Raw genomic sequence first — 26843 nt, forward strand, 5'->3', positions numbered from 1 at the left:
GCCGGCTCGTCTTGTGCTTGTCGGGGCTGATCAAGGCGCTTGCGCTTTTCTTATTTTTTATTATTATGAATCCAGATAATGTTAATATATATAGAAAGGGGGAGTTGAAAAATGGACACATTAAAGATTGGCAATGTTTCGCTTACTTGGTTATCAGGCGGTGTCACATACCTCGATGGCGGTGCAATGTTTGGGGTTGTTCCAAAAGGGTTATGGTCAAAAAAATATCCGGCTAATGATAAAAATCAAATTGAACTTCCGACAGATCCGATTTTAATTCAAATGAATGGGAAACATATTTTAGTTGAATCAGGATTGGGAAAGGGAAAATTAACGGGGAAACAATTAAGAAATTATGGGGTCACAAAAGAATCAGAGGTTGAGGAATCTCTACAACGATTAGGGGTAGCTCCTGAAAGTATCGACTTTGTTTTAATGACTCATATGCATTTTGATCATGCTTGTGGACTGACAAAGCTAGTAAATGGGCAGTATATCTCGACCTTTCCTAATGCCCAAATTATTACTTCCCAGGTAGAATGGGATGAATTGAGAAATCCGAATATTCGCTCGAAAAATACATATTGGCGGGAAAACTGGGAGGCGGTTGAATCACAGGTTGTCCCTTTTGAAGAAAAATGGGAATTTGGAGCCATAACCATGATCCATACGGGCGGGCATAGTGATGGGCATTCGATTCTTCTTATTGAAGATGGAGGTGAAACCTGCATTCACATGGCCGACCTAATGGCCACCCATGCTCATCAAAATGTTTTATGGGTCATGGCTTACGACGACTACCCTATGACTTCCATTGCCGGAAAGCAAAAGTGGCTTACCCTTGGGCTTGAGAAAAATGCTTGGTTTACCTTCTATCATGATACTTTCTACCGGGCTGTAAAATGGGATAAAGATGGTAAACAGCTTGTTGCAAGTATTAAAAGGGAACAATAAAGAAAAATAGCCGTATCAACGATTGATGCGGCTATTTTATGATTTTATGTTGAAAAAGGAATTAGGTCTAGAAGTGTACCGGTTTGTGCATCGGCAATAAATTCATATTGCTGGATGTTCCCATCCGTATTTTGGGATATACCGCCTTTATAAACACGATACGTCATTTGGTTTTTATCGTAAGGCTCTGCTTCCATATGAATCCATGAGCCTAGAATCGAACCTTTTGGCTGAAGATGTTTTTTAACCGCCCCTAACACCCTTTCTGGTGAAACATTTGTTTTTTGAGTGAGGATTTCCTTGGTTACATATCCACCAACTATTCCGACTGCTGCACCTAAGAAAAAAGACTTCCAGTTCATTTATCCACCTCCAAAATAGGAAAAGATTGCAAAAAGATTCTCTTTTCAGTATACCTTATTTAAAGTTAAGAGGATAATATTACTACACGAATATGAATTATTGGTAACAGTGAAGTGGATTTTGTAAAATATAGTAGAAAAGCCGTAATCCGTATCTAAGTGAAATGGAAGGGCTAAGTTAATAGGATGAAAGTAAATACATAAAGGAGTCTTATCATGAACGAACAAACTCTAAAGCTTTTTCAAACATTAACGGAGCTGCCTGGCGCACCTGGGAATGAGCACTTAGTCAGAAATTTCATGAGAGAGCAGCTGGGGTTATACTCAGATGAAATTGTTCAAGATAATTTGGGCAGTATTTTTGGTGTGAAAAAAGGAAGTCAACAAGGGCCATCCGTAATGGTAGCAGGGCATATGGATGAAGTAGGGTTCATGGTTACAGCAATTACGGAAAATGGGATGATCCGCTTTCAGCCACTAGGAGGCTGGTGGAGTCAAGTGCTTCTTGCCCAGCGTGTCCAAGTCATCACAAAAAATGGGCCTGTTATTGGTGTGGTTGGTTCCATTCCGCCGCATTTATTAGATGAATCAAAGAAAAACAAACCGATGGAAATAAAGAATATGTTAATTGATATTGGGGCTGATAATCGAGCGGATGCCGAGCGGATTGGCATTAAACCAGGTCAGGCCATCCTGCCGATTTGCCCATTTACACCAATGGCTAATGAAAAGAAAATTTTAGCTAAGGCTTGGGATAATCGCTATGGCTGTGGATTGGCAATTGAATTACTTCAAGAACTTAAGGATGTGTCATTGCCAAATATTCTTTATTCTGGAGCAACCGTTCAAGAGGAAGTAGGTTTACGTGGAGCACAAACGGCGGCGAATATGATTAAGCCCGATATCTTTTTTGCCCTTGATGCGAGCCCTGCTAATGATATGACAGGGGATAAACGAGAATTTGGCCAGCTTGGGAAGGGAACATTGCTTCGAATCCTTGACCGCTCCATGGTTACCCATCGTGGTATGCGGGAATTTGTGCTTGATACGGCGGAAACTCATCAAATTCCTTATCAATATTTTGTTTCCCAAGGCGGGACAGACGCTGGTCGTGTCCATTTATCGAATGAAGGTGTTCCAAGTGCAGTAGTTGGTATTTGTTCTCGTTACATCCATACACATGCTTCCATCATCCATATTGATGATTATGCGGCTGCCAAAGAATTATTGGTGAAACTCGTTAAAGCATGCGACCAAGCTACAGTAGATACCATCAAATCAAACAGCTAATAAATAGGAGGCATACATCGTGCCTCCTCTTCAATGTGGAAAGAGGAGATTCAACATGAGAATTGTTATCGGATCAAAGAATCCTGCCAAGATTACAGCTGTCCAAAATAGCTTTTCCAAAGAAGAAAGTGAATTTATTTCTTTAGATATCCCATCTGGCGTGAACCACCAGCCGTTTTCTGATGAAGAAACGATTCGAGGCGCCATCAATCGGGCACTTGGGGCACTAAAACAAGGAAATGGTGATATTGGGATTGGCCTCGAAGGCGGCGTACAGGAGACAAGCCACGGATTATTGCTGTGTAATTGGGGAGCCCTCGCTGCAAACGGGATGGAACCGCTAATAGCCGGAGGAGCTAGATTCCTTTTACCGGAAGAAGTGGCTTCAAGGCTCAGAGCAGGTGAGGAATTAGGACCTGTAATGGATGACTATGCTAAAAAGAAGAATGTTAGAAAACATGAAGGGGCAGTTGGCATTTTTACGAATGGCTTAGTGAATCGAGTCGATATGTTTACACATCTAACCACCTTACTAGTCGGACAATTTACATATTACTCCCATGAAAAAGTCGTGCGGAAGTGACTTTAGGACAACTGTGCATAAGATTGGACTCTACAAAGCGTATACTGTTATGATTTAGAAGGAAAGTTAATGTATAGGTAAATAAATAAACGGAGGCGTTCAATTTGAAAAATTTAGAATCACTTGAGCAATTTGAGCAGCTGCGTAATCAAGGGAAAACTATTTTTATGTTTTCTGCAGAATGGTGTGGGGATTGCCGTTTTATTGAGCCGGTGCTGCCAGAGATTGAAGAGAAGTTTAACGAATTTACATTTATCCATGTAGACCGCGATCAATTTATTGATATCTGCCAGCAAGTAGATGTATATGGGATTCCTAGCTTTATTGCCTACGAGAATGGAAAAGAACTTGGCCGATTTGTCAGTAAAGACCGAAAAACACAAGAAGAAATCGAGGCATTTATTTCAGGTCTGAAGTAATAGAAAATTAAAACCCTGTCTCTCTTTTGGAGTAGGGGTTTTTTATTGTAAAATAAATGAAAGCTTCTTACCACGGAGGTAAACAATGAAAATGGACAGTAGACTGATGCGCCAGAAATTAGAGGCGCGTTTGGCATCGGATGATCGACAGATTACTTATGACAGAGAAAAAGATCAGCTTCGTATCGAAAGTAAATCGACAGGAAAAGGAATCAGCATCGCCTTACCAGGGGTAATCGCCAAATGGCATGTTGAGAAAGAAAAGGCCATTGATGAAATTGTTTATTATGTACAAGAAGGCCTGCATGCCATGGAGAACACTGCCGATCTAAAAGATCAGCTCAAACAGATCTTTCCTGTCATACGGTCTGCTTCCTTTCCAGCAGAAGCAGAAGAAGGCGTGCCATTTCTGACGGAAGAACATACCGCTGAAACAAGAATTTATTATGCAATTGATATGGGGAATACTTATCGTTTGATTGATACACGCATGATGAAAAAAGAGGGATGGACTGCCAACAATATTAAGGAGATGGCCTTATTTAATGTTAGGTCCCTATCCACCCCTATAAAGGAAGACCAAGTGGCCGGGAATGTTTTTTATTTTCTTAACACCAATGATGGCTACGATGCCAGCAGGATCTTAAATAAGGGTTTCCTTAATGAGATGGAGAAACAAATCACAGGAACCATGGTATTGTCCGTACCACATCAAGATGTATTAATTATTGCGGATATCCGCAATGACAGGGGCTATGATGTAATCGCTCAAATGGCGATGAGCTTTTTTGCGAATGGAAGGGTGCCGATTACGGCCTTATCATTTTTATATGAGAACGGTGAATTAGAGCCAATCTTTATTTTAGGGAAAAATAAATGAGGCCTTGAAAGGGATCACATCAAGTGGTCTTTTTTCATGGTAACTTTCCTATTGTATCCAATTCCAACATATTTCGACTCATTCTCAAGATTTGTGTCGATAAAATAAGAAAAACTGATAAAATAGAATGATAGATGAACAAGAAAGAGTGATAGTTTTGAGTTGGATCCAAAACTTTTTCCAAAAGTTAAGGAAAGAAGAGGAAGATGAGGGAAGAATTACTGATTATTTCCTGAATAGGGAGTCAGATAATCACCTTACCATCAGTCAATATGATAGCCTAAAGGATTTAGATGCTAGAATAGCTTATCAATATCCAAAGGGAGATAGTCCCCCTCCAAGAATTAAAGAATCGAATCAGAGGCAAATAACAAGCCGTTCGAAGCGATTACCAGATTTACCGAAAAAAAGTAAATTAGTAGAAAATACTACAATTACACCTGAAATTCCAAAGGTAAAGTCTGTCATAAAAGAGCAAAAATCACGCCCGCGAGGCCCGTTTCATCCAACCGAGATCCCTTCACCTGTTTTCGGATTTAACAGGCCGCAAAAGACAACTAGCATCGTTGAGCATGAATTAAGCGATTTTTTAAATGATGAACTTGATGAACAATTGAACAAAACCATTGGAATAAACCCAAGTCTAAACAAAGTTCTACTTGAAAGCGATGCGTATGACATTGGAAAACAAAGTCATAACAATCAAATTAATCAAACCCAGGTGATAAAGAAAGGGTCCGATTCTTCTGAAAAGAAGGAATATGAGCAAGCCGTACCTAATGAACTTAGATTTGAGGAAAATATTCAAGCAGAAACTAAGGGGCTTATATTCGAGGAGATGGTTCAAGCCGAAGTTGTTGAGCCTGCATTTAAAGAAGATGTTCAAGCCGAAGTTGTTGAGCCTGCATTTGTAGAAGATGTTCAAGCCGAAGCACTTGAGCTTATTTTAGGGGCAAGAGTTCAAGTTGAAGCTGGTGGACCTGAATTAAAAGAAAATGCCCAGACTGAAACGATTGAATCCGCTTTTGAGAAAGAGGACCATCAACTGGACCAAACAGAAGAAGTTGAGGCAGATTTTGAAACGCAAGCTCCCCCGGCTGCACGGTCTCGCTTGCCTTTTAATGTGATGATGCTTAAGCAAGATAAGCAAAAATGGGAAGAAAGAAAGCGGAAAAGGGAGCTTTCACAAGAGCAGCATCTTCAGCAAGAGAAAACTTTAGTGCAAGAAGTCCCAGTTAGCGAAATGCCATCAGTCCATGAGGAAGTACAGAATGAAGGACTATATATCCTTCCAAAATCCAATTTATTAAGTCCTCCTGTAACAGAAGTTCTGGATACAGAATGGATTGAAGGGCAAAAGGAGCTGTTGAATCTAACACTTAAGAACTTTAACGTAGGGGCAAGTGTGGTCAATGTGACTCAGGGGCCGTCTGTTACCCGCTTTGAAGTACAGCCAGAACCAGGGGTAAAAGTAAATAAAATCACTAATTTAAGTGATGATATTAAATTAAGTCTTGCAGCCCGGGATATCCGAATTGAGGCACCAATCCCCGGGAAACATACGATTGGAATCGAAGTGCCAAACCAAAAATCAAGACCGGTACTGATAAACGAAATTATTGGGAGCAGTGTTTTTAAAGAGTCTGCCTCTCCTTTAACAGCCGTGCTTGGACTTGATATTGCTGGGAAGCCAATTGTTACGGATTTAAAAAAAATGCCGCATGGTCTCATTGCAGGGGCAACAGGGTCGGGAAAGAGTGTTTGTATTAACTCGATTTTGATTAGTCTGTTATATAAAGCCCGGCCGGAAGAATTAAAACTCTTACTTATTGACCCGAAAATGGTAGAGCTTGCACCTTATAATCGGGTTCCACACCTAGTGAGCCCAGTTATTACTGATGTGAAGGCAGCAACGGCGGCTTTGAAATGGGCTGTTGATGAAATGGAACGGCGCTATGAACTTTTTGCTCATACTGGCGTCCGTGATATCAACCGTTTTAACGAATTAGCCGTTCAACATAAGCGTTATTCTGACAAATTGCCGTTTATCGTGATCGTTATTGATGAGCTGGCCGATTTAATGATGATGTCGCCAGCTGATGTTGAGGAGGCTATTTGCCGTATTGCTCAAAAAGCAAGGGCTTGCGGTATACATCTGATTGTGGCTACGCAGAGACCATCGGTTGATGTAATTACAGGGTTAATTAAGGCAAATATCCCAACAAGAATCGCTTTCTCTGTTTCTTCTCAGGTTGATTCTCGTACGATTATTGATATTGGTGGAGCAGAAAGACTACTTGGCCGTGGTGATATGCTATTCTTAGAGAATGGTTCATCCAAACCTGTCCGTCTGCAAGGGACGTTTGTCTCGGATGAAGAAATCGATCTTGTTGTTGCACACGTAAGAGAGCAGCAAGAGCCAGATTACTTATTTGAGCAGGAAGAACTGTTAAAAAAGGCACAGGTTGTCGAGGACGAGGATGAATTGTTTTATGATGCCTGTGAATTTATTGTCCATAATGGCAATGCATCTACATCCAGCCTGCAGCGGCGCTTCAAAATTGGCTATAACCGAGCTGCGAGATTAATGGATATGCTCGAACAAAATGGATATATTACGAGTGCAAATGGAAGTAAACCGCGAGAAGTTTTAATCACGGAAGCTGATTTAGAATCGATGCAAGACTAGTATTATTTGTTAATCTTCTGTATTCTATATTAATGTGGATAGTTAAGTTAATAAAGAATACATTGATTATGCCAAAAAGTAACAAATAGTTTTTATGACTAAACAGTGCTATAATATTGAATTGATTTCTTAATAATAATAAAACAACGTGTGCTTACATACTGATTAGCAATTACAGACAGATTTCATATACTGTTTAACAGTATTACGTTGGTTGGAGGTTCTTCTATGACTATTTACCATTTTGTAGGTATTAAGGGGTCTGGAATGAGTGCGCTCGCACAAGTTCTACATGATATGAAATTTCAGGTGCAAGGCTCCGATGTCGAAAAGCGCTTTTTTACACAACTGGCTCTTGAACAATCCGGAATCACGATTCTCCCTTTTCAAAAGGAGAATATAAAGCCAGGCATGACCATCATTGCGGGAAATGCTTTTCCCGATTCCCATGAGGAAATACAAGAGGCGATGAGACTTGGACTTCCTATCATACGGTACCATCGTTTTTTAGGCGATTTTATGCAAAACTTTACAAGCATAGCCATAACAGGTGCTCATGGAAAAACATCTACAACTGGTTTGCTTTCTCATGTTATCGCTGGGGCAAAACCAACATCATTTTTAATTGGTGATGGAACAGGCAAGGGCGAGGAAGGGGCAGAGTATTTTGTCTTTGAAGCATGTGAATACAGAAGACATTTCTTATCGTACTTCCCTGACTATGCGATCATGACAAACATTGATTTTGACCATCCGGATTATTTTGCCAATATTGATGACGTTTTTTCTGCCTTTCAAGAAATGGCCGTACAGGTTAAAAAGGGTATCTTTGCTTATGGTGATGATGAGCAGCTACAAAAAATCCAGGCAAAGGTGCCGGTTCTTTTCTATGGCTTTGGTGAAGAAAACGATTATCAAGCCAAGAACATCGTAAAGACAACTAATGGAACAAGCTTTGACGTATTTATTCGTAATACTTTCTATGACAATTTTTCGATTCCTACCTTCGGTGACCATAGTGTACTCAATGCACTAGCAGTGATTGGGTTATGTCATTACGAGGAAATTGATTTGGAAATAGTAAAGGAACACCTACAATCATTCCAAGGTGTTAAAAGAAGATTCTCCGAAAAAAGAGTAGGTTCGCAAATTTTAATTGATGATTATGCCCATCACCCAACTGAGATTAAGGCAACGATTGATGCAGCGAAGCAAAAATATCCAGATAAACAGATTATTGCTGTTTTCCAGCCGCATACCTTTACACGCACCCAAGCCTTTTTGGAGGATTTTGCAGAAAGCTTACGACAAGCAGACAAAGCTTATCTCTGTGAAATTTTTGGGTCTGCCAGGGAAAATCACGGCAAGCTCTCGATTAAAGACTTACAGGATAAAATTGAGGGAGCTGAAATTTTTTCAGAAGAGAATACTTCTGTATTAAACAAGTATGAGAACAGTGTCATTATTTTCATGGGTGCAGGAGATATTCAGAAATTTCAAGAATCCTATGAAAAACAACTTTCATAAGAAAAGCGGAATCGCCCTGGTCAGCGGCGTATGGCCTGGAGCGCTCCAACTGAGATAAAGGAAACACGAAGAGTGTCAGCTTTTTCGTGTTGACTTATCGTAGGGCGGAGCGCGAAGGCGTCTCGCCGCTAGGGCGCTGGAGCTAGACAATTCTCAAGGTCGCATAATTATACTTTTCTATCCTATATAAAAAGCAGAAAGGATGCCGGCGTTTGCTGGCATCCTTTCCTATTTTTTATTTTAAATTGTTAGGGTTTAAGACATCTAATTCTGGAAGAACAAACAAGCCGTCTTTGCGGATTAAGACATCATCAAAATAGATTTCCCCGCCGCCGTATTCCCCGCGCTGGATATTAACCATATCCCAATGGATATTGGAATGGTTGCCATTGAATGCATCATCATAGCATTGACCCGGAGTAAAATGGAAGCTGCCGGCGATTTTTTCATCAAATAAGATATCCTGCATCGGCGTCAGGATAAATGGATTCACACCAATGGCAAATTCCCCAACGTAACGTGCCCCTTCATCAGTATCAAAGATTTTATTAATGCGGTCTGAATCATTGGATACCGCTTCAACAATTTTCCCATTTTTAAACGTTAATTCCACATTTTCAAACGTAAAACCTTGATAGGGTGATGGAGTATTATAAGTAATAACACCGTTAACTGAATCCCTTACAGGAGCCGTATAAACTTCACCGTCAGGAATATTTAGTCTTCCTGCACATTTGATAGCAGGGATATCTTTAATGGAAAAACGAAGGTCGGTTCCCGGACCTGTGATATGAACTTTATCCGTACGGTTCATCAATTCTACCAAGCTATCCATTGCTTGATCCATCTTCGCATAGTCCAGATTACATACATTGAAGTAAAAGTCCTCAAAAGCTTCTGTGCTCATTTTAGCTAATTGGGCCATGGAAGAAGTAGGGTATCTAAGGACAACCCATTTGGTTTTAGGGACACGAATGTCGCGGTGCACCTTTTTGCCGATCGTATTACCATGTATTTTCATTTTTTCATCCGGGACATCCGATTGTTCACTAATGTTATCACCTGAGCGCAGTCCTATGTATGCATCCATCTTGCGCATGACGTTTGCTTCAAATTCAGCCATCATGTTAAATTGTTCTTCTTGTGCCCCCATTAATAGGGAACGGTCCACTTGATGGTCTTTTAGAAGGACAAACGGATAACCGCCTGCGGCATAGGCTTCTTTTACAAGTGCGGTAACGAGTTCCCGCTGGAGCCCAAAATTTTCAATCAGAACCTTTTCACCTTTTTGAAGCTGGACAGAATAATTAATTAAATTTCTAGCAAGTTTCTCGATACGAGGATCCTTCACACTAACGCCTCCAACACGAAATGATATTTCAGTTCTATTGTACCCGAACATCGTCAGAAAGTTGAAATCACAGTATACATAGGGATAATTTTTTGGCTGTGTTAAAGGTTAGTGTTGATATTTAGCATGTTGATTGGAGCGGAAATCAACACTCAAGTTTACACAGCTAAATTTTTAAATAATAGCAGGAAAACAAGACAAATTTATGGAAGTAGTATAAGATTATTTGCGAGGTTTATATCCAAAAAAATAGGATATACATATGGATAAGATTTAAGTCGGAGGTGCACGATGCAAATTATTTTATACTTAAGCGTAGCCTTGATAGCGATCGCATTTTTTATATTGGTTATCTATTTATCAAAGACGCTTAAATCACTACAGGTTACACTTACCAGCGTTTCACACACATTGAGTGGACTAGAAAAACAATTGGACGGTGTGACAACGGAAACAACTTTACTTCTACAAAAAACCAACGCACTAGCAGAAGATATTCAGCAAAAATCTGAAAATCTAAATAGTGTGGTAGCGGCTGTAAAGGATGTAGGAACAACAGTGTCCAAATTTAACGGGACACTGCAGAATATTACCCATACAGTTGATCAGCAGGTAGAGGATAGCAAAGAAAAGATATCGCAAATTGTTCAATGGGGGAATATTCTCCTTGAATTAAAAGAAAAGTGGCAGACTAGGAAGCAGTCTAAACAAGAAGTAACTGTAAGTGAGAGACAAAGGGTAAGGTCACACTAACAAAGCAAAGGAGGAAGAACATGACAAGTCGAGATTATGAATCAAGAGAAACGAATCAAAGCCGTAATGAGGGATCTTCAAGCACCTTCCTATGGGGTGCACTGATTGGAGGAGTAGTAGGAGCCGCAGCAGCCTTACTTTTCGCTCCTAAAGCAGGGAGAGAGCTTCGTTCCACACTGGGCAGTCAAGCAGATTCTCTTATGGATAAAACCGTAAATTTAAAGGAAAACGTAGTGGCTAAAAGTAATGAACTGGTTTCTAAAACATCATCTATTTCTCAGGGAATTGTCCTGCAATCCTCAGAACTAGTTAATAAAGTTAAAGGTAAGACCTCTCAACAGGATGTAGGAATTCACGACTCCGAAGTAGCCTATATACCAATTCATGGACCAAATCAATCCTCAGAAGCAAAAAAATCAGAATTAAAATCACCTGATAGCACGGATATTAGGAAAAAGTTAGAAGAAACGCAAAAGGCATTTGACGAAGAAGAAAGTAAAGTGAAACTTTAAAAGAGTTACTAATATTTGTGATAAAAATGGTGAAGTGTTAAAATTACTTCACCATTTATTTTTGATTCTTTGGAGGTATACAGAAAATGCTTGAAAAAATCGATACAATTCAACAATTTGATGAATTAATGAAAACTGAAGGTACATTCTATCTTTTGAAACATAGTTTAACCTGTCCAATCAGCCACGCTGCTTATAAGGAATATGAAAAGTTTGCCGGTGCCAATCAAGAGATCCCGACTTATTACTTAGCCGTTCAAGATTCACGTCCGCTATCAAACGAAATTGCCGAACGTTTCGAAGTAAAGCATGAATCACCACAGGCTATTCTTTTTTCTGAGGGGAAGGCTCGCTGGAATGCCTCTCATTGGAAAATTACAAACCGTTCCCTTGCAGATGCGGCTACTGAAAAATAAACTTTATGTAATTTTTAAATTTTAAGAAACATTAATGACTAATGGGCATATATTACTCTATTATAAGCTAATTTACTTTAGCGCTTAAAAGCGTTTAATTGTTAAAGAAAAAATAAGTGACAAAAGATTATTTTTCAGCTATAATAAGCCTAATTATTCAAATATTATAAAATTTTAAAACTTTAAGCTTGTAAGTCATTATCTTTAAAAGAGGATAGCATTTATACATTCGAAAAGAAAATGATTTGCAAAAAGGAAGGACGGGGCGAATAATGAGCAATATTGAATTGGATCAACTGAGGAATCGTGTTGATGAAGTTAACTTGGAATTATTGAAACTAATTAACGAAAGAGCTCAGCTTGTTCAAGAGATTGGACGAGTTAAAGGGAATCAGGGAGTTTATCGCTACGATCCAGTCCGCGAAAGGAAAATGCTTGAAGTCATTAAAGAACATAATGATGGACCATTTGAGGATTCAACCATTGATCATCTTTTTAAGGAAATTTTTAAAGCGGGGCTTGACTTACAGAAGGATGATCATGAAAAGGCCTTACTAGTATCCAGAAAGAAAAAACCTGAAGATACGATTGTTACATTGAAGGGCGAAAATATCGGGGATGGAAAACAGCATTTTGTTTTTGGTCCTTGTTCTGTTGAGTCCTATGAGCAGGTAGCCACAGTTGCTAAGGCTATGAAAGAAAAAGGTTTAAAGCTTCTTCGAGGCGGTGCCTATAAACCAAGAACTTCTCCATATGATTTCCAAGGTCTAGGAGTAGAGGGTTTAAAAATCTTAAAACGTGTGGCTGACGAATATGATATGGCAGTCATTAGTGAAATTGTCAATCCGGCAGATATTGAAATGGCTTGTGATTACATCGATGTCATTCAAATTGGTGCCAGAAATATGCAGAACTTTGAGTTATTAAAGGCTGCTGGTGCGGTTAACAAGCCTATTCTTTTAAAAAGAGGTCTTGCTGCAACAATTGAAGAGTTCATCAATGCAGCAGAATACATTATGGCTCAAGGAAATGGCCAAATCATCCTTTGTGAACGTGGAATCAGAACATATGAACGTGCAACAAGAAATACATTAGATATTTCTGCTGTTCCAATTCTGAAAAAAGAAACACATTTACCAGTTATGGTGGACGTAACCCATTCAACTGGAAGAAGAGATTTATTACTTCCATGTGCGAAAGCTGCTATTGCGATCGGTGCAGACGGAGTTATGGCTGAAGTTCACCCAGATCCAGCCGTAGCCCTTTCAGATGCTCAGCAGCAGATGGATCTTAAGCAATTTGATGAATTCTATAATCAATTATTAGCATCAAATTTTGTTAATATCTAAAGTTCACAAACGAGCAAAACAGTAATTGAAGGCCTTCTGCAATGAATTGCAGAAGGTTTTTTCATATTTACGAACGTTTTTAATAAAATATTGACTTTTTCAATTGCGGCTTTAATCTAGTTGTCGTATCATTAAGTACATATGAAGATTGTTTATTATCTCACAAAGAAGTAATTCCGGAAGGTACTTAGGAAAGTGAAAATAGACAGGCAAATAATTATGACTAGTTTTTTGCAAACAGATGTAAAATAAAGAAAAACAATGTTCGTTCTAGGAGAGTGTATAAAAAGTGAATATCACAATTTATGATGTGGCAAGGGAAGCTAACGTATCAATGGCAACTGTTTCCCGTGTAGTCAATGGAAATCCAAATGTAAAACCAGTAACTCGTAAAAAAGTATTAGAAGTAATCGAAAGATTAGGCTACCGTCCAAATGCCGTGGCAAGAGGATTGGCTAGTAAGAAAACCACTACCGTTGGAGTTATTATTCCTGACATATCAAGCATCTTTTTTGCAGAGTTGGCCCGTGGTATTGAAGATATTGCGACGATGTATAAGTACAATATCATTTTAAGTAATTCCGACCAAAATAAAGACAAAGAACTCCATTTACTTAATACTATGCTTGGAAAACAAGTAGATGGAATTGTATTCATGGGAGGAAATATTACTGCTGACCATGTGGAAGAGTTCGGTAAATCTCCAGTGCCGATTGTCCTTGCAGGTTCCATTGAAGAATCTAATCAAATCCCTTCTGTTAACATTGATTATGAAGCAGCAGTCTATGATTGTGTGAAAGAATTTGTGGAAAAGGGTCATAAACATATTGCTTTTGTGGTTGGGCCTCTTCATGAGCCAAAAAATGCTCAGAAAAAATTAAAGGGCTATCAAAGAGCTCTTCAAGATGCAGGTCTTCCATACAATGAAGAACTGATCGTTGAAGGTGACTACACGTATGATTCTGGAATCGAAGCCTTCGAAAAATTATTGGAAGCAGCAGACAGGCCTACAGCCATTTTAGTTGGCTCTGATGAAATGGCACTAGGCGTTGTTCATGGGGCAGAGGACAAAGGTTTCCATATCCCTGAAGACTTTGAGGTTATTACCTCAGACAATACCCGGTTGTCACTAATGGTGCGCCCGCAGCTGACAACGATTGTTCAGCCGTTATATGATATTGGTGCAGTTTCCATGCGTCTTCTAACTAAATTGATGAATAAAGATAAGACTAGTGATCCAATCGTTGTTTTACCACACCGAATTGAACATCGTAAATCGACAAAATAAAAAAGTGGGTTGGCATTTAACTGCCAACCCCTTTCTTATTTGTATCCGTTTTTTGCTGATCCCGAATAGGGAAAAGAGCTTTTTCAAGTGTTAGTAAATTCTTTTCGGTAATTTCTGCTTTTCTTGGGATCGGAGTATAGATCCCTTCTGGGTCATCCCATTCCATTGGTAGTGGAAAAGGGGATACCTTTTGCCAGTGATTTATCCACCCTTCTGGTAATCGGCCATAACCCATCGTATTCTCTGTCATTTCAAGCCAAATCAGTGCCCATGCCCTTGGCACCACACGCCAGATGTCATACCCGCCTCCACCGACAGCAATCCACTTACCATTACAGTATTGATGGGCAATTTCATGTGCAAGCCGAGGTATTTCCCGATATATTTTCATCGTTGCAGATAGATGTGTTAAGGGGTCATAATAATGGGAGTCAGCTCCATTTTGAGTAAGGATGACATCTGGTTTAAAAAATTCAGCCACTTCTTTGATAGATTCCGTGTAAACATGCAGCCACGATTCATCTTCGGTAAAGGCATCGACAGGAATATTAAACGAATAACCGTATCCGAGACCTTGTCCGCGTTCATTAATGCTGCCTGTTCCTGGAAACAAATATCTCCCTGTCTCATGGATGGAGAGAGTACAAACATTAGGGTCATCATAAAACGACCATTGAACACCATCACCGTGATGGGCATCTGTATCAACATATAATACACGGGCATGATACTTTTCCTGCAAATATTTAATGGCAACAGAGCTATCATTATAGACACAGAATCCTGAGGCTTTACCGCGGAAACCGTGATGTAACCCTCCACCAAGGTGAAGGGCATGCAGAGCTTTTCCTGTCATGACTTGGTCCACTGCCATTAATGTTCCGCCAACCAGTAAGGAACTAGCTTCATGCATATGAGGGAATACGGGTGTATCCTCTGTACCTAACCCATAGTTTTCAGCAATTTCTTTTGGAAGAGTTCCCTCTCCTGCCTTTTTCACAGCCTCTATATAGCTGCGGTCATGGACTAGCGCTAATTCCTCTTCAGATGCCATCTTGGGTGGTACAATCTGTTCAGGTGCTAAAGCATTTATATGCTGTAAGAGGTCAACGGTCAATTGCAGCCGGAATTGATTAAAAGGATGATTATCATTAAATTTATACTTTAGCAGTTCTTCTGAAAAAATAAAGGAGCATTGATCACTCATGATGATATCCCCGGGAGGTTGGGCCATAAGACCTGATGGCCTGCTTGTTTGAGATCTTGAATGAGTGCTGTCGGGTTCATGGTTTGCACCCTTAAGACAAGTATTTTATAATGATCATCCTTTTTATCTGGGTAAACGAGGACACTTAGGATATTCGCGTTTTTCTTTTTGATCACAGTCGTAATATCACTAAGTACTCCGGCGAGATTAGGAACCTTGATTTCGATTTGCGAACCTGGCTGGTGTGCACCTGTTAACTCAACCATTGTCCGCAGTAAATCGGTTTCCGTTACGATTCCTACTAGTTTTCCGTCATGAATTATCGGGATACAGCTGATTTTGTGTTCATAAAACAGACCAGCTGCTTCTTCGACAAAATCTAGGGGATGCCCTGTAATGACATTTTTCTCCATAATGGTTTCTAGTGGTTTTTTTAAATCTTCTGGATGTTCATTTGCGTGAAAGATGGAGGGGGTTGCTTCGCTTATTTTTGCTACGGTTATCAGGCCTTGTAAATGCCAATCTTGATCTACAATTGGAATGTGACGAATCTTTCGTTTATCCATTAATCGAATAGCATCTGCAATCGTATCGGCGGGAAAAAGGACGGCGACATCTGTTTTCATGATTTCTTCTACTATCATTCAAATCACCCTCAAACAATAAAGATTAAGCTGTCTGGAGTAAGCAACCAACAGCTAGTGCACTGCGCTAATTAACGCTTTCGCTTTTAGTACATAAATCGATTCATAAACCTAAGACGGTCAAATTGTTGAATAGAATCAGCACCTATTCTTTTTCCTATCCGTGCCATTAGACAGTTGGCTGGGTGAGAGCAAATCTCAGGGTCATCTGTTGCATACCACTCAAGACCGCCGGCATTCATCATTTTCTCCATGACCTTTCGGTATTCCCAGACGTTTAATTTTGTACCTTTCAAATCCCAATGCCAATAATATTCAGTTGTAATCGTAATATAATCTTCCATGGCATCATCCATCATGGAGACGATTAGGAGATTTTTTCCGACGGAACAGCCTCTAAATTTGGGAATGACTTCGATGGCCCCTAATTCAATCAGATTATCCATTTTACCCTCAGACCATCGCTCCAGAGGATCAGGATAAAGATAGGTTGCATATCCAACAATGGTATGCAAATCCCTAGCGATAATGATTCTTCCTTCTGGAAGGTCAGCAATTCCAATCAACGCCTCGTGCTGTTGCTCAGGCTGCCGAAATGCTACGAGGTCTTGATGAAATTCATATCCAGCCAGTTGATCAGATGAAATTGGGCCTTCAATAATTATGTTTCCATGAGGAGTTTTTAGTTCTTTGGCATTGTATGTTTTTTTGTGTTCCATACTGTCACCTACTCGAGAGATGGTTGTGTATCAATTCTATTATACATAAAAACTATTAGAAAAAAGAAATTTCAAAAAGTTTTTTTGTAAGGAAATAGGGGAATAGCCATAAAATTCAAGAAAATAATATTTTTAAAATTGTGAATAGTTCTCTTTTGTACTATAATTATCTCATACTAGCAAATGAGGAGGAGATTCAGATGAAAGTGGAAGCGCTACCAGTTGTACAAGGCGAGTATAATCTTGGCAGTTATGAGGAAAAGTACGAACGGTTTGACTGGAAGGAAACAGAAAAGGAATTTTCCTGGAGTGAAACAGGGCTTGTGAATTTGGCTTATGAGGCAATTGACCGCCATGTGAAGACCTTCCGTAAGAATAAGATAGCTCTATACTACCGTGATGGTGCTAGAGATGAAAAGTACACTTTTAAGGAAATGAAGGATTTATCCAATAAGGCAGCAAATGTTTTGAAAACCTATGGTGATGTCGAAAAAGGAGACCGTGTTTTCATTTTTATGCCACGTTCTCCGGAACTTTACTTTACTGTTTTAGGTGCGATTAAGCTTGGAGCCATTGTCGGACCATTATTTGAAGCATTCATGGAGGGAGCAGTACGAGACAGGCTGCAAGACAGTGAAGCAAAAGTTCTAGTCACAACCCCCGATTTGTTAGAACGTGTCCCTGTTCAAGATTTACCTGCCTTAAAGCATATCTTTGTTATTGGGAATAATGTAGAAGAGCAAGGATCAACGATTGACTTTCTAGAGAAATTTAAGTCAGCGAGCAAAGAACTGAAGATTGAGTGGGTGGATCGCAGAGATGGCCTAATCCTGCATTATACATCTGGGTCTACTGGAAAGCCTAAAGGAGTACTGCATGTACATAATGCCATGATTCAACATTACCAAACCGCAAAATGGGTGTTAGATTTAAAAGAAGATGATGTATACTGGTGCACTGCCGATCCTGGCTGGGTGACAGGTACATCCTATGGCATCTTTGGACCTTGGTTAACAGGAACTTCAAACGTCATCGTCGGCGGCCGTTTTAGCCCTGAATCCTGGTATCAAATGATTGAAGACTTTGGAGTTACCGTATGGTATAGTGCGCCAACTGCATTCCGGATGCTAATGGGAGCAGGAGATGAACTAGTTAAGAAATTTGATTTAAGCAGTCTGCGTCATATCCTAAGTGTAGGTGAACCTTTGAATCCAGAAGTGGTGAAGTGGGGAGCAAAGGTCTTTAATAAGCGGATACATGATAACTGGTGGATGACGGAAACGGGAGCACAGCTAATTAGTAATTATCCATGTATGGCCATTAAGCCTGGCTCAATGGGGAAACCAATTCCTGGAGTGCAAGCGACAATTGTTGATAATCAAGGAAATGAACTGCCTCCATATCGAATGGGCAATCTAGCCATTAAAAAGGGCTGGCCATCGATGATGCATACCATTTGGAATAATCAAGAAAAGTATGAATCCTACTTTATGCCTGGTGATTGGTATGTTTCAGGGGACTCTGCTTATATGGATGAAGATGGATACTTCTGGTTCCAAGGCAGGGTTGATGATGTTATTATGACATCCGGAGAGCGTGTAGGTCCGTTTGAAGTAGAAAGTAAACTCGTTGAGCACCCAGCTGTTGCAGAAGCAGGGGTTATTGGTAAACCAGATCCTGTCCGCGGTGAAATTATTAAAGCGTTTGTGGCATTACGTGACGGTTTTGAAGCGTCTGAAGAACTGAAAGAAGAGATTAGACAATTTGTTAAGAAGGGTCTCGCCGCCCACGCAGCTCCTAGAGAAATTGATTTCCGTGACAAGTTACCGAAAACTAGAAGCGGTAAGATTATGAGACGAGTCTTAAAGGCATGGGAATTGAATCTGCCGACAGGCGATCTTTCTACAATGGAAGATTAAAAAAACAACCGCACCAATCATGGTGCGGTTGTTTTACTTTTCTGATTCTGTGGTACGTTTGTTTTATCTTTCTGTGCCGGTGGTGTAGTCGGAGGTATAGTCGGTGGTGGAGTGGCAGCTCCAACTTCAACCGAATTGGATGGAGCAGATACCTTGCCGGCAATATCCACAGCAATTACGTGATAGGTTCCACTTTCAGCCTTATAGGAAAGCTTTGAGCCGCTTTTTATGTTAGCAACCTTTGAACCTCCTTGATATACTCGGTAACCGACTACGTCATTGTCACCTGACTTTGACCAAGACAATGTATTCCCGGATACTGAAAGAGTAACTCCATCCGGATTTTTGCCGTTATCCACCATTTTGGCAGTAGGAACAAGTACCTTTCCCCAACGGCCCCTATTTGGAATCAATTGACTGTAATTATTGAAATTTCTTCCAACCATTCTAGTGATGAAGTCCGGGTTTAAAACCAAACCAAACTGAGCAAACTCTTTCGGTGTGGAATCCAAGGCTAAATATTTTTTACCACCTACAGTGACAAACTTTCCTTCCACTAAACTATCGTCTACTTTTGTTGGTACATTATTAACATTAAAATAATCACTTTCAATTAAACCGGCTTTTGAACAGGCTGCAGATGGCAGCATACCGGAAACAGCACAATAAGAGCGTTTAACGATTCCATTTGGCATCTGGAAAGATTCCTTTGGATCCACCAGATCCGGCTTGATGTCATAAGCGGCATTGATTAGTTCTGCCCATAAATTATTTGTACGTTGACTATAGGACATTCCGGATGTCTTTAGCGATTTAGGTGTATCGTAACCTGTCCAAATTCCAAAGGTTACATTAGGGTTGGTGGCAACAAACCAAGAATCGATATACTCATTACCAGTTCCTGTTTTACCAGCCCAGTCTGCACTAAACTTTAATTTACTTTTCACACCAGCAGCAGTCCCCATTTTAATAACATCCCGCATCATATCAAGCGTTAAGTAAGCAGTTTGCGGTTTAAAGACATCAACGGGTTTCACTTCATGCTGATAAACAATCTTGCCGTCTTTATCGACAATCTTATCAATCATATAGGCATCAATAAATTTCCCATCGTTTGCAAATGTACTAAAGGCATTTGTATTTTCCTCAATCGTTACCCCTGTTTCCATTGAACCAATCGAAGTTGCAAGATTCGTATAGTCTGGCTTTTTAAGAGAAGTAAAGCCCATCTTTTCAAGATATTTTGCCGGTTGTTGATTCACAATTTCTTTATAAAGTTTAACGGCAGGCACGTTATATGATTTAGCTAATGCATAACGGGCAGGAACAATCCCGCTATACCTTAAATCATAGTTACGCGGCCAAGGTGTGCTTCGTCCATAGGCAAGACTTAGTGCTACATCAGGCAGCGGCGTTCCAGGTGATGCTTTCCCTAACTCAATGGCCGGTCCATAAACTAGAAGCGGTTTCATGGTTGAACCGTTCTGTCTAACGGCACTTGTTGCGTGATTAAGCTGCTGTTTATCATAATTTCTCCCGGCAACAAAACTGATGATTTTACCTGTTTTGTTTTCAATCAGCTCAGCCCCGACTTCGACCGGCTCCATTACGGTTACTTCTTCCCCGGTTTCTGGATCCTTCTTTACTTCGGCTTTATCAGGTCCGTAGTATTTATAATTATCCTTAACTGTCTGCATGGCATCATAAATATTTTTGTCAATTGTTGTATAAATCTTATAGCCATTTTGGTGCAGGTCGTGATTGGCTATTGTTTTATATTTATAAAAAAGAGTGTCGTCATTTTCTAAATCCTTCTCTGTGTATCCATCTTTTTTGGCCAGCACAGCGGTAAGGGTCTCGATAGAACGTTTTTCAATTTCAAATGTAAGCCATGGGTATTTTTCAAGCGGATTAGGTATAGGCTTGATAAAATCTTTAGTAATGTCGTAGGCGGAAGCTTCAGCATATTGCTGCTGAGTAATGTATCCACCATCCAACATTCTTTTTAAAACGGTTTTCATCCTCGTAAGTCCTGGTTCAAGATTGTTTTTGACTGTACCCTCTCTGGTAAATGGTGTATAACCAAACGGACTTTGCGGAAGACCGGCAATAAAGGCTGCTTGCGGCAGTGTTAGGTCACTAGCGCTTTTTCCGAAAATTCCTTTTGCAGCTGCTTGAACACCGGCAATGTTTTGACCTGAAGAATTCCTTCCGAAGGTGGAAACATTGAGGTACGCTTCTAATATTTCTTTTTTGTTGAAGAATTTCTCTAAACGAAGCGCAAGTAGGATTTCATTGGCTTTCCTTTGAAAGGAGACTTCATTCGTTAAAATCTGATTTTTAATCAATTGCTGTGTTAAGGTGCTTCCACCTGATTGAACAGCGGAATTTGTTACTTCTTGAAAAAGAGCTCGAAAAACGGCTTTCGGTACGATCCCTTGATGCTGATAAAAGTATTGATCTTCAGTCGCTATTACAGCATTGGTTAAATCCGTAGATACTTGATCGAGTTTTACTTCTTCACGGATCAAATCAGACCTGAGCCTTCCAAGGTAAACATTATTTGCAAAATATAAGTCTGAGGTTTCGGTATAGTTATAAATATCCTTTTTCATACTGTTATATGAGCGGACGGGTTCATCTTTTACAAGTGAGGCAAAGTAGCCTGCACCAACACCTGTAGCAAAGGACCCGCCAAGAATGACAACAGTTAGTACAAGGAGAATTAAGTTCCAAACAACCTGATAGGTAATTCGTGCACCTTTTACCGTTTTTTTATGGGTAATCAAGTCTAATATGGATTTTGCCTTTTCCATCCATGCTTGCAATTTTTCATTCATTCGGGGCATCACCTCATTATAAAATCCCCTCCATTATAGCATATCGATGGTACAAAAACTGACAACCTTCTACATTTTCTGAAATTTCCAGTTCGATGTTTGACAGAGGTGTTGAAATATGGTAAAAAAAGCTATAGCATATTTTATATTTAAAGCTGTGAAGGGAATCAACTGTAGTTCTTCTATCCCTGTTTTTAAGAGAGTCAGCGGTGGTGAAAGCTGATACATATAGAAGAATGAATTACGTCCTTGAGCTTTTTCTGTGAACACGATTGTTAGTAGCGGAAAACGGTTTAAACCGTTATTTTATTTGAGTTGGAGGATTTTTTCCTCAAGCTGGGTGGTACCGCGTAGACTATACGTCCCTGCATTTTTTGCAGGGGCGTTTTTTATTTTTTTTAGGTTAATTGGAGGGATTAATATGGATTTATTACAAGATCTAACATGGAGAGGCATTATTTATCAGCAGACAGATGAAGAGGGACTAAAGGATTTATTAAGCAAGGAAAGTATTTCGCTTTATTGCGGGGTAGACCCGACTGCTAATAGCCTGCATATTGGGCACTTAGTTGCGTTTCTAACGCTGAGAAGATTTCAGCAGCATGGTCATCGACCTATCGTATTGGTCGGCGGTGCTACTGGATTAATTGGAGACCCAAGCGGTAAAAGTGAAGAGCGTAAATTGCTTACTTTGGAAACCGTTCAGGAGAATGTTGAAGGCATCAAAAAACAGCTTGCCTCTATCTTTGACTTTGATGGTGAAAATGGAGCGACTATGGTTAATAACTATGATTGGGCTGGCTCTATGGATATCGTGACGTTCTTGCGTGATATCGGTAAGCATATCGGTGTTAATTATATGCTTGCCAAGGATACGATTGCATCACGTCTTGAGACAGGGATCTCTTTTACTGAATTCACCTACACGATTTTACAGGCAATGGACTTTAATCATCTATATGACCACCATAATTGTAAATTGCAAATTGGCGGCAGTGACCAGTGGGGGAATATCACATCTGGACTGGAATTAATCCGGAAAATGCATAATGAAGAATCGAAGGCATTTGGTCTTACGATTCCACTTGTTACAAAAGCAGATGGAACCAAATTCGGTAAGACAGAAGGCGGTGCTGTCTGGCTAGATCCGGAAAAGACCACTCCGTACGAATTCTACCAGTTCTGGATTAATACAGCTGATGCAGATGTTGTTAAATACTTGAAATACTTTACTTTCCTATCTCATGAAGAAATTGAAAGCCTGGAACAAAGCGTTCAAGAAGAGCCGCATCTGCGTAAGGCGCAAAAAGCTTTAGCTGAGGAAATGACCAGCCTCATTCATGGTGAAGAATCTTTGCAGCAGGCGATTAAAATTTCTCAAGCCCTATTTAGCGGTGAAGTGAAAAACCTTTCTGCAGCAGAAATTAAGCAAGGCTTTAAAGATGTACCTTCCTATGATGCAAAAGAAGGGGAAGAGAATTTAGTTGATTTGCTTGTTGCGGCAAAGATTTCTCCTTCAAAGCGTCAGGCACGTGAGGATATTACAAATGGAGCAATAACGGTAAATGGGGAAAAGGTGACAGAGACAGCGTATATCCTTCAGGAAACAGATCGTATTGAAGGTCAATTTACGATTATCAGAAGAGGTAAAAAGAAGTACACGTTAATCAACTATTAAAGATTAGGGCTTTGGGTTTCCAGAGCCTGTTTTTTTCGGTTTTTAAGGAAAGGCCAAAACTCCCATGAGGACACTAAAGCCGGTAAGTGAGCGGAGTTGTCCGCATGAAAGCCCCATGAAGACATGAATTTTAGAAAGCGAGCACTACTTTTCCTCATAACGAACTTTTAATTTAATCGACATATAAGGTAACGAGGGACTTCCGAACTACGTCTATTATTATAAAAAGACTATCGGGGGTAATAAAGTGAAAATCTTTTTACACACATTTTTTATAATTCTCCTGTCGCTTGTAACATTTTTCGGGCTTGGTCCCGTTCTCATGGCTGATGGAGTCATGCAAGAAAGAATTTGGACCGCCGTTATTGTAATCGTCCTATATCTTGTTATCGCCTTTTGTTATCGAAAAGCATGTAGGTGGGCTGCTAAAAAATAAAAAAAACCCGCATGCCAAAATGGTATGCGGGTTTTTTTCAAAAAGATTAACGAGAGTAGAACTCAACGATAAGTGCTTCGTTAATTTCAGCTGGAAGTTCTGAACGCTCTGGTAAACGAGAGAAAGTTCCTTCTAGCTTGTCAGCATCGAAAGTTAAGAAATCAGGTACAAAGTTATTAACTTCGACTGCTTCTTTGACAACATCAAGGTTACGTGATTTTTCACGAACGCTGATAGTTTGTCCTGGTGTTACACGGTATGATGGAATATCAACGCGAGAACCATTAACTTGGATATGACCGTGGTTTACTAATTGGCGAGCAGCACGACGAGTGCGAGCAAGACCTAAACGGTAAACAACGTTATCAAGACGTGATTCAAGTAGAACCATGAAGTTTTCACCGTGGATACCAGATAATTTGCCAGCTCTTTCGAAAAGTGTACGGAATTGGCGCTCATTTACACCATACATATGACGAAGCTTTTGCTTCTCTTGTAATTGTAATCCGTATTCAGAAAGCTTTTTGCGTTGGTTTGGACCATGTTGTCCAGGAGCGTAAGGACGCTTTTCTAATTCTTTACCTGTGCCGCTTAGAGAGATTCCAAGACGACGGGATAGTTTCCAGCTTGGGCCGGTATAACGAGCCATGAATGACTCCTCCTTAGTGTTTTTATTTGGGTAAAATAAAAACCGTTATGAGACTCTTTACAAGACATTTTGTTTTCATGCACCTTCGCCCTAGCAGCTGAGGGTTACAAGATACACCATCAAAAATTGTTTGAGGAACAAAATGAGACCGATAAAGTAAACTCAATAGGCTGCATATATTTTACACAAAGAATATTATATGATTTTTATACATGGTAAGTCAAGTATATTTTTAATATGACTGAAGTCACTAGGAAAAGTTCTTAAAAATTTAATAATTTATCAAAAAAAATTATTCCAATATCATCCTTAAATTAACTATAATTAGGATGCGATGTATTTATTTGGGATTTTATAATAAGATTAGTTGGTTTTCTCTAAAAGGGGATTTACTATTGGAAGTAGAAAAGTATAAAGAGTTATTTCAATTATCTGAAAAGTTACACTCAACCTTGAATGTGGACACCTTATTAGGAGAATTATTCGTCACGCTAAAAGAAATATATCCTAATTATTCCTACCACTTACTTTTATCACAAGACACCTATAATCATAGTGACCTGCCAATTATTGACTTAGAATATGATAGTGAAAATATGACGGTCATTAATGCCTATGAGTCTGGTGAAATCCAATTTGAGAGCTCAGATGTGACTAAGCATGCTGCTCTCTATGCCCCATTAAAAGGTAAGTCGGGGATTTATGGTGTTATGCAAGTCATTGCACCGGAAGTAACGGAATTTCCAGCCGGTGAAGTAGAGTTTATCAGGTTATTATCAACAAGTGCTGGCAGTGCCTTGGAAAATGCTAAACTACATCAGCAATCGCAAAGAGCTATTTCTGATCTGCAATTGATCAATAAAACTTCACATCAATTGAATTCAAATCAGCCTTTAGTAGATACCATGATCTATATGTCTGAACAAATTAAGAGCTCTTTTGAGGCCGAAGAGGTTGGCTTTTTCCTGTTTACCAAGGACCAACTAGATGCGAAAGTTCTCTCTGGTTCGACACCTTTCTTTTTCACACAACAGTCTCGAATCTACATTGACTACATAAAGAGAAAATTTCAACAGAATAACGAACCATTATTTATTGGAGATTTGAATCTTCCCCTAAATTTCCATTTGCCGTTTCATTCTGTAATGGCTGTTCCCGTTGTAGTTAATAAGAAGATGAAAGGCTTCTCCATTATTATGCATCAAGATCCCTACTTCTTCCCGTTTGAGGCGTTTAAGCTGCTTCAATCTTTGGTTCACCATTCTTCTTTAGCCTTAACCAATGCTCTTTTAAGAGATGAACTTGAAAAACTGGTGATCACGGACCACCTTACAAAGCTTCATTCCAGAAAGTTCTTGGATGAAAAAATACAGCAATCCATGAATAAAGATGAAGAAGGAACCTTTATTCTGATTGATATTGATAATTTTAAAGAAATAAATGATACCTACGGCCATCAAATTGGAGATATGATACTTATCCAAGTGGCGAATCTAATTAAAGGAAGTATTCGAGAAAGTGATATTGGTGCCCGCTGGGGCGGAGAAGAGCTTGCTATTTATCTGCCCCGGGTTTCATTAGAATCTGGTGTTGCCATTTCACAAAGGATTCTTAATAAGGTATCAGAACGATCAGAACCGCATATTACAGTATCCTGTGGTGTTTCCTTTTGGAAAAAAGACCACCAAGATACCTATCAAAATTTATTTAAAAGAGCAGATGAAGCGTTATATCGGGCAAAAGAAACTGGTAAGAACAAAGTTGTCATCGAAGGCAATCCCAGCATGGTAGGTTAGCCCGTTTATTCGATAAAAAGAGCACAGAATGAAATCTGTGCTCTTCTTAATTCAAACTACCCTTTAAGTTTGGGTTGTACTTAAATATGCTCCATTAAGACAGCTGCCAACTCTTCAAGCTTTTGCTGATCAAGCTCATCAAAGCGGTTCACTTCCGGAGAATCGATGTCCAAAACTCCAAATAATTCACCATCTTTTAAGAGTGGAATTACAATTTCGGATCGTGAAGCTGCATCACAGGCGATATGGCCTGGGAATTGGTGAACGTCTTCCACTCGGACCGTTTCCTTTTTCAAAGCAGAAGTTCCGCAAACGCCCTTACCGACTTGAATCCTTACACAAGCAGGCAGACCTTGAAAAGGACCAAGGACAAGTTCTCCATTTGTATCCATTAAATAAAAACCAACCCAGTTAATGCGGTTGAGAAATTGGTTTAATAGAGCAGAGGTATTGCTGAGATTAGCCATTTGATTTTTCTCATCATGAAGCAATGCCTGCAATTGTTTTTTGACAAGCTCATAATTTTCTTCACGATTTCCTGTATACATTTCGACGTTAAACAAGTAATTTCACCTTTTTCTC

Annotated in this window: 24 protein-coding genes and 1 other annotated feature; of the genes, 16 read left to right on the forward strand and 8 right to left on the reverse strand. The window is 39.7% G+C overall.

Features of this window, described 5'->3' with window-relative positions:
* Positions 1-111: 111 nt before the first annotated feature.
* A complete protein-coding gene (locus COD92_RS29705; RefSeq protein ID WP_098996802.1) occupies positions 112-954 on the forward strand; it encodes a YtnP family quorum-quenching lactonase in 843 nt (280 codons plus the stop codon).
* A gap of 44 nt (positions 955-998) precedes the next feature.
* On the opposite strand, the gene COD92_RS29710 is transcribed toward COD92_RS29705, so the two are convergent.
* Positions 999-1316: a PepSY domain-containing protein gene (locus COD92_RS29710; RefSeq protein ID WP_098532012.1), complete on the reverse strand. Its 318-nt coding sequence runs from the start codon at positions 1314-1316 to the stop codon at positions 999-1001.
* A gap of 216 nt (positions 1317-1532) precedes the next feature.
* Between COD92_RS29710 and COD92_RS29715 the strand changes: the two genes are divergently transcribed.
* The 6 genes from COD92_RS29715 to murC all read left to right on the forward strand — a co-directional run bounded on the left by COD92_RS29715 (position 1533) and on the right by murC (position 8704).
* Positions 1533-2606 carry a M42 family metallopeptidase gene (locus COD92_RS29715; protein WP_098996803.1) on the forward strand — a complete coding sequence of 358 codons (1074 nt, stop codon included), beginning with the start codon at positions 1533-1535 and terminating at the stop codon, positions 2604-2606.
* Positions 2607-2661: 55 nt separating this feature from the next.
* The gene (locus tag COD92_RS29720) at positions 2662-3189 is read left to right on the forward strand and encodes a DUF84 family protein (RefSeq protein WP_098996804.1); all 528 of its coding nucleotides are present in this window, start codon (positions 2662-2664) and stop codon (positions 3187-3189) included.
* 104 nt (positions 3190-3293) lie between these two features.
* Positions 3294-3608 carry a thioredoxin family protein gene (locus COD92_RS29725; protein WP_098532015.1) on the forward strand — a complete coding sequence of 105 codons (315 nt, stop codon included), beginning with the start codon at positions 3294-3296 and terminating at the stop codon, positions 3606-3608.
* A gap of 91 nt (positions 3609-3699) precedes the next feature.
* Entirely contained in the window at positions 3700-4488 is a 789-nt protein-coding gene (locus COD92_RS29730; RefSeq protein ID WP_098532043.1) for a DUF1444 domain-containing protein, read from the forward strand.
* A 157-nt stretch (positions 4489-4645) separates the two neighbouring features.
* The gene (locus COD92_RS29735) at positions 4646-7177 is read left to right on the forward strand and encodes a DNA translocase FtsK (protein ID WP_176541319.1); all 2532 of its coding nucleotides are present in this window, start codon (positions 4646-4648) and stop codon (positions 7175-7177) included.
* A gap of 228 nt (positions 7178-7405) precedes the next feature.
* Entirely contained in the window at positions 7406-8704 is a 1299-nt protein-coding gene (gene murC / locus COD92_RS29740) for a UDP-N-acetylmuramate--L-alanine ligase (RefSeq protein WP_098532017.1), read from the forward strand.
* 235 nt (positions 8705-8939) lie between these two features.
* On the opposite strand, the gene COD92_RS29745 is transcribed toward murC, so the two are convergent.
* Complete coding sequence (locus COD92_RS29745; protein ID WP_098532018.1) at positions 8940-10055, reverse strand: aminopeptidase; 1116 nt, start codon at positions 10053-10055, stop codon at positions 8940-8942.
* A gap of 291 nt (positions 10056-10346) precedes the next feature.
* Here COD92_RS29745 and COD92_RS29750 point away from each other — a divergent pair, with 291 nt between their 5' ends.
* The 5 genes from COD92_RS29750 to ccpA all read left to right on the forward strand — a co-directional run bounded on the left by COD92_RS29750 (position 10347) and on the right by ccpA (position 14373).
* Complete coding sequence (locus tag COD92_RS29750) at positions 10347-10808, forward strand: DUF948 domain-containing protein (RefSeq protein WP_098532019.1); 462 nt, start codon at positions 10347-10349, stop codon at positions 10806-10808.
* A gap of 20 nt (positions 10809-10828) precedes the next feature.
* Positions 10829-11320 carry a YtxH domain-containing protein gene (locus COD92_RS29755; RefSeq protein WP_098532020.1) on the forward strand — a complete coding sequence of 164 codons (492 nt, stop codon included), beginning with the start codon at positions 10829-10831 and terminating at the stop codon, positions 11318-11320.
* An 86-nt stretch (positions 11321-11406) separates the two neighbouring features.
* Entirely contained in the window at positions 11407-11736 is a 330-nt protein-coding gene (ytxJ, locus tag COD92_RS29760) for a bacillithiol system redox-active protein YtxJ (RefSeq protein WP_098532021.1), read from the forward strand.
* A 272-nt stretch (positions 11737-12008) separates the two neighbouring features.
* Entirely contained in the window at positions 12009-13085 is a 1077-nt protein-coding gene (locus tag COD92_RS29765; protein WP_098532022.1) for a bifunctional 3-deoxy-7-phosphoheptulonate synthase/chorismate mutase, read from the forward strand.
* Between the two features lie 289 nt (positions 13086-13374).
* Positions 13375-14373, forward strand: a complete 999-nt coding sequence (ccpA, locus tag COD92_RS29770) for a catabolite control protein A (protein WP_098532023.1) — start codon at positions 13375-13377, stop codon at positions 14371-14373.
* A gap of 16 nt (positions 14374-14389) precedes the next feature.
* Here the strand turns inward: ccpA and COD92_RS29775 are convergent, their stop codons facing one another.
* The 3 genes from COD92_RS29775 to COD92_RS29785 all read right to left on the reverse strand — a co-directional run bounded on the left by COD92_RS29775 (position 14390) and on the right by COD92_RS29785 (position 16943).
* The gene (locus COD92_RS29775; RefSeq protein WP_098532024.1) at positions 14390-15580 is read right to left on the reverse strand and encodes an acetoin utilization protein AcuC; all 1191 of its coding nucleotides are present in this window, start codon (positions 15578-15580) and stop codon (positions 14390-14392) included.
* On the reverse strand, positions 15577-16224 hold the full coding sequence (locus tag COD92_RS29780; protein WP_098532025.1) for an acetoin utilization AcuB family protein: 648 nt from the start codon (positions 16222-16224) through the stop codon (positions 15577-15579). Before COD92_RS29780 ends, COD92_RS29775 begins: the two co-directional genes overlap by 4 nt.
* An 86-nt stretch (positions 16225-16310) precedes the next feature.
* Positions 16311-16943, reverse strand: coding sequence for a GNAT family N-acetyltransferase (locus tag COD92_RS29785; protein WP_098532026.1), 633 nt, complete (start codon positions 16941-16943; stop codon positions 16311-16313).
* A 200-nt stretch (positions 16944-17143) separates the two neighbouring features.
* On the opposite strand from COD92_RS29785, the gene acsA reads away from it, so the two are divergent.
* Positions 17144-18862: an acetate--CoA ligase gene (acsA, locus tag COD92_RS29790; RefSeq protein ID WP_098532027.1), complete on the forward strand. Its 1719-nt coding sequence runs from the start codon at positions 17144-17146 to the stop codon at positions 18860-18862.
* A gap of 17 nt (positions 18863-18879) precedes the next feature.
* Here acsA and COD92_RS29795 read toward each other — a convergent pair whose 3' ends face one another.
* Positions 18880-21702, reverse strand: coding sequence for a transglycosylase domain-containing protein (locus COD92_RS29795; RefSeq protein ID WP_098532028.1), 2823 nt, complete (start codon positions 21700-21702; stop codon positions 18880-18882).
* 148 nt (positions 21703-21850) lie between these two features.
* Positions 21851-22072, forward strand: a binding site (T-box leader).
* Between the two features lie 51 nt (positions 22073-22123).
* Here COD92_RS29795 and tyrS point away from each other — a divergent pair.
* Together tyrS and COD92_RS29805 are read left to right on the forward strand one after the other, a co-directional pair.
* The gene (gene tyrS / locus COD92_RS29800; protein ID WP_098532029.1) at positions 22124-23380 is read left to right on the forward strand and encodes a tyrosine--tRNA ligase; all 1257 of its coding nucleotides are present in this window, start codon (positions 22124-22126) and stop codon (positions 23378-23380) included.
* Positions 23381-23627: 247 nt separating this feature from the next.
* Positions 23628-23816 (forward strand): DUF6954 family protein, encoded by a 189-nt coding sequence (locus COD92_RS29805; RefSeq protein ID WP_098532030.1) that lies wholly within the window; start codon positions 23628-23630, stop codon positions 23814-23816.
* A gap of 46 nt (positions 23817-23862) precedes the next feature.
* Here COD92_RS29805 and rpsD read toward each other — a convergent pair whose 3' ends face one another.
* The gene (gene rpsD, locus COD92_RS29810; protein WP_098532031.1) at positions 23863-24465 is read right to left on the reverse strand and encodes a 30S ribosomal protein S4; all 603 of its coding nucleotides are present in this window, start codon (positions 24463-24465) and stop codon (positions 23863-23865) included.
* A gap of 395 nt (positions 24466-24860) precedes the next feature.
* Here rpsD and COD92_RS29815 point away from each other — a divergent pair, with 395 nt between their 5' ends.
* Positions 24861-26261: a sensor domain-containing diguanylate cyclase gene (locus COD92_RS29815; RefSeq protein WP_255286752.1), complete on the forward strand. Its 1401-nt coding sequence runs from the start codon at positions 24861-24863 to the stop codon at positions 26259-26261.
* Positions 26262-26341: 80 nt separating this feature from the next.
* On the opposite strand, the gene COD92_RS29820 is transcribed toward COD92_RS29815, so the two are convergent.
* Positions 26342-26824, reverse strand: coding sequence for a GAF domain-containing protein (locus COD92_RS29820; RefSeq protein ID WP_098532033.1), 483 nt, complete (start codon positions 26822-26824; stop codon positions 26342-26344).
* Between the last annotated feature and the right edge of the window lie 19 nt (positions 26825-26843).

The organism is Bacillus sp. AFS037270 (genome assembly GCF_002585305.1).

What these genes read in the sequence shown, in the direction of transcription:
- COD92_RS29775 (WP_098532024.1), bottom strand. Translation starts at nt 15,580, where the DNA reads ATGAGTGATCAATGCTCCTTTATTTTTTCAGAAGAACTGCTAAAGTAT.
- COD92_RS29715 (WP_098996803.1), top strand. Translation starts at nt 1,533, where the DNA reads ATGAACGAACAAACTCTAAAGCTTTTTCAAACATTAACGGAGCTGCCT.
- COD92_RS29795 (WP_098532028.1), bottom strand. Translation starts at nt 21,702, where the DNA reads ATGAATGAAAAATTGCAAGCATGGATGGAAAAGGCAAAATCCATATTA.
- COD92_RS29750 (WP_098532019.1), top strand. Translation starts at nt 10,347, where the DNA reads ATGCAAATTATTTTATACTTAAGCGTAGCCTTGATAGCGATCGCATTT.
- acsA (WP_098532027.1), top strand. Translation starts at nt 17,144, where the DNA reads ATGAAAGTGGAAGCGCTACCAGTTGTACAAGGCGAGTATAATCTTGGC.
- COD92_RS29780 (WP_098532025.1), bottom strand. Translation starts at nt 16,224, where the DNA reads ATGATAGTAGAAGAAATCATGAAAACAGATGTCGCCGTCCTTTTTCCC.
- COD92_RS29765 (WP_098532022.1), top strand. Translation starts at nt 12,009, where the DNA reads ATGAGCAATATTGAATTGGATCAACTGAGGAATCGTGTTGATGAAGTT.
- COD92_RS29720 (WP_098996804.1), top strand. Translation starts at nt 2,662, where the DNA reads ATGAGAATTGTTATCGGATCAAAGAATCCTGCCAAGATTACAGCTGTC.
- COD92_RS29785 (WP_098532026.1), bottom strand. Translation starts at nt 16,943, where the DNA reads ATGGAACACAAAAAAACATACAATGCCAAAGAACTAAAAACTCCTCAT.
- ytxJ (WP_098532021.1), top strand. Translation starts at nt 11,407, where the DNA reads ATGCTTGAAAAAATCGATACAATTCAACAATTTGATGAATTAATGAAA.
- tyrS (WP_098532029.1), top strand. Translation starts at nt 22,124, where the DNA reads ATGGATTTATTACAAGATCTAACATGGAGAGGCATTATTTATCAGCAG.
- murC (WP_098532017.1), top strand. Translation starts at nt 7,406, where the DNA reads ATGACTATTTACCATTTTGTAGGTATTAAGGGGTCTGGAATGAGTGCG.
- rpsD (WP_098532031.1), bottom strand. Translation starts at nt 24,465, where the DNA reads ATGGCTCGTTATACCGGCCCAAGCTGGAAACTATCCCGTCGTCTTGGA.
- COD92_RS29730 (WP_098532043.1), top strand. Translation starts at nt 3,700, where the DNA reads ATGGACAGTAGACTGATGCGCCAGAAATTAGAGGCGCGTTTGGCATCG.
- COD92_RS29705 (WP_098996802.1), top strand. Translation starts at nt 112, where the DNA reads ATGGACACATTAAAGATTGGCAATGTTTCGCTTACTTGGTTATCAGGC.
- COD92_RS29755 (WP_098532020.1), top strand. Translation starts at nt 10,829, where the DNA reads ATGACAAGTCGAGATTATGAATCAAGAGAAACGAATCAAAGCCGTAAT.
- COD92_RS29710 (WP_098532012.1), bottom strand. Translation starts at nt 1,316, where the DNA reads ATGAACTGGAAGTCTTTTTTCTTAGGTGCAGCAGTCGGAATAGTTGGT.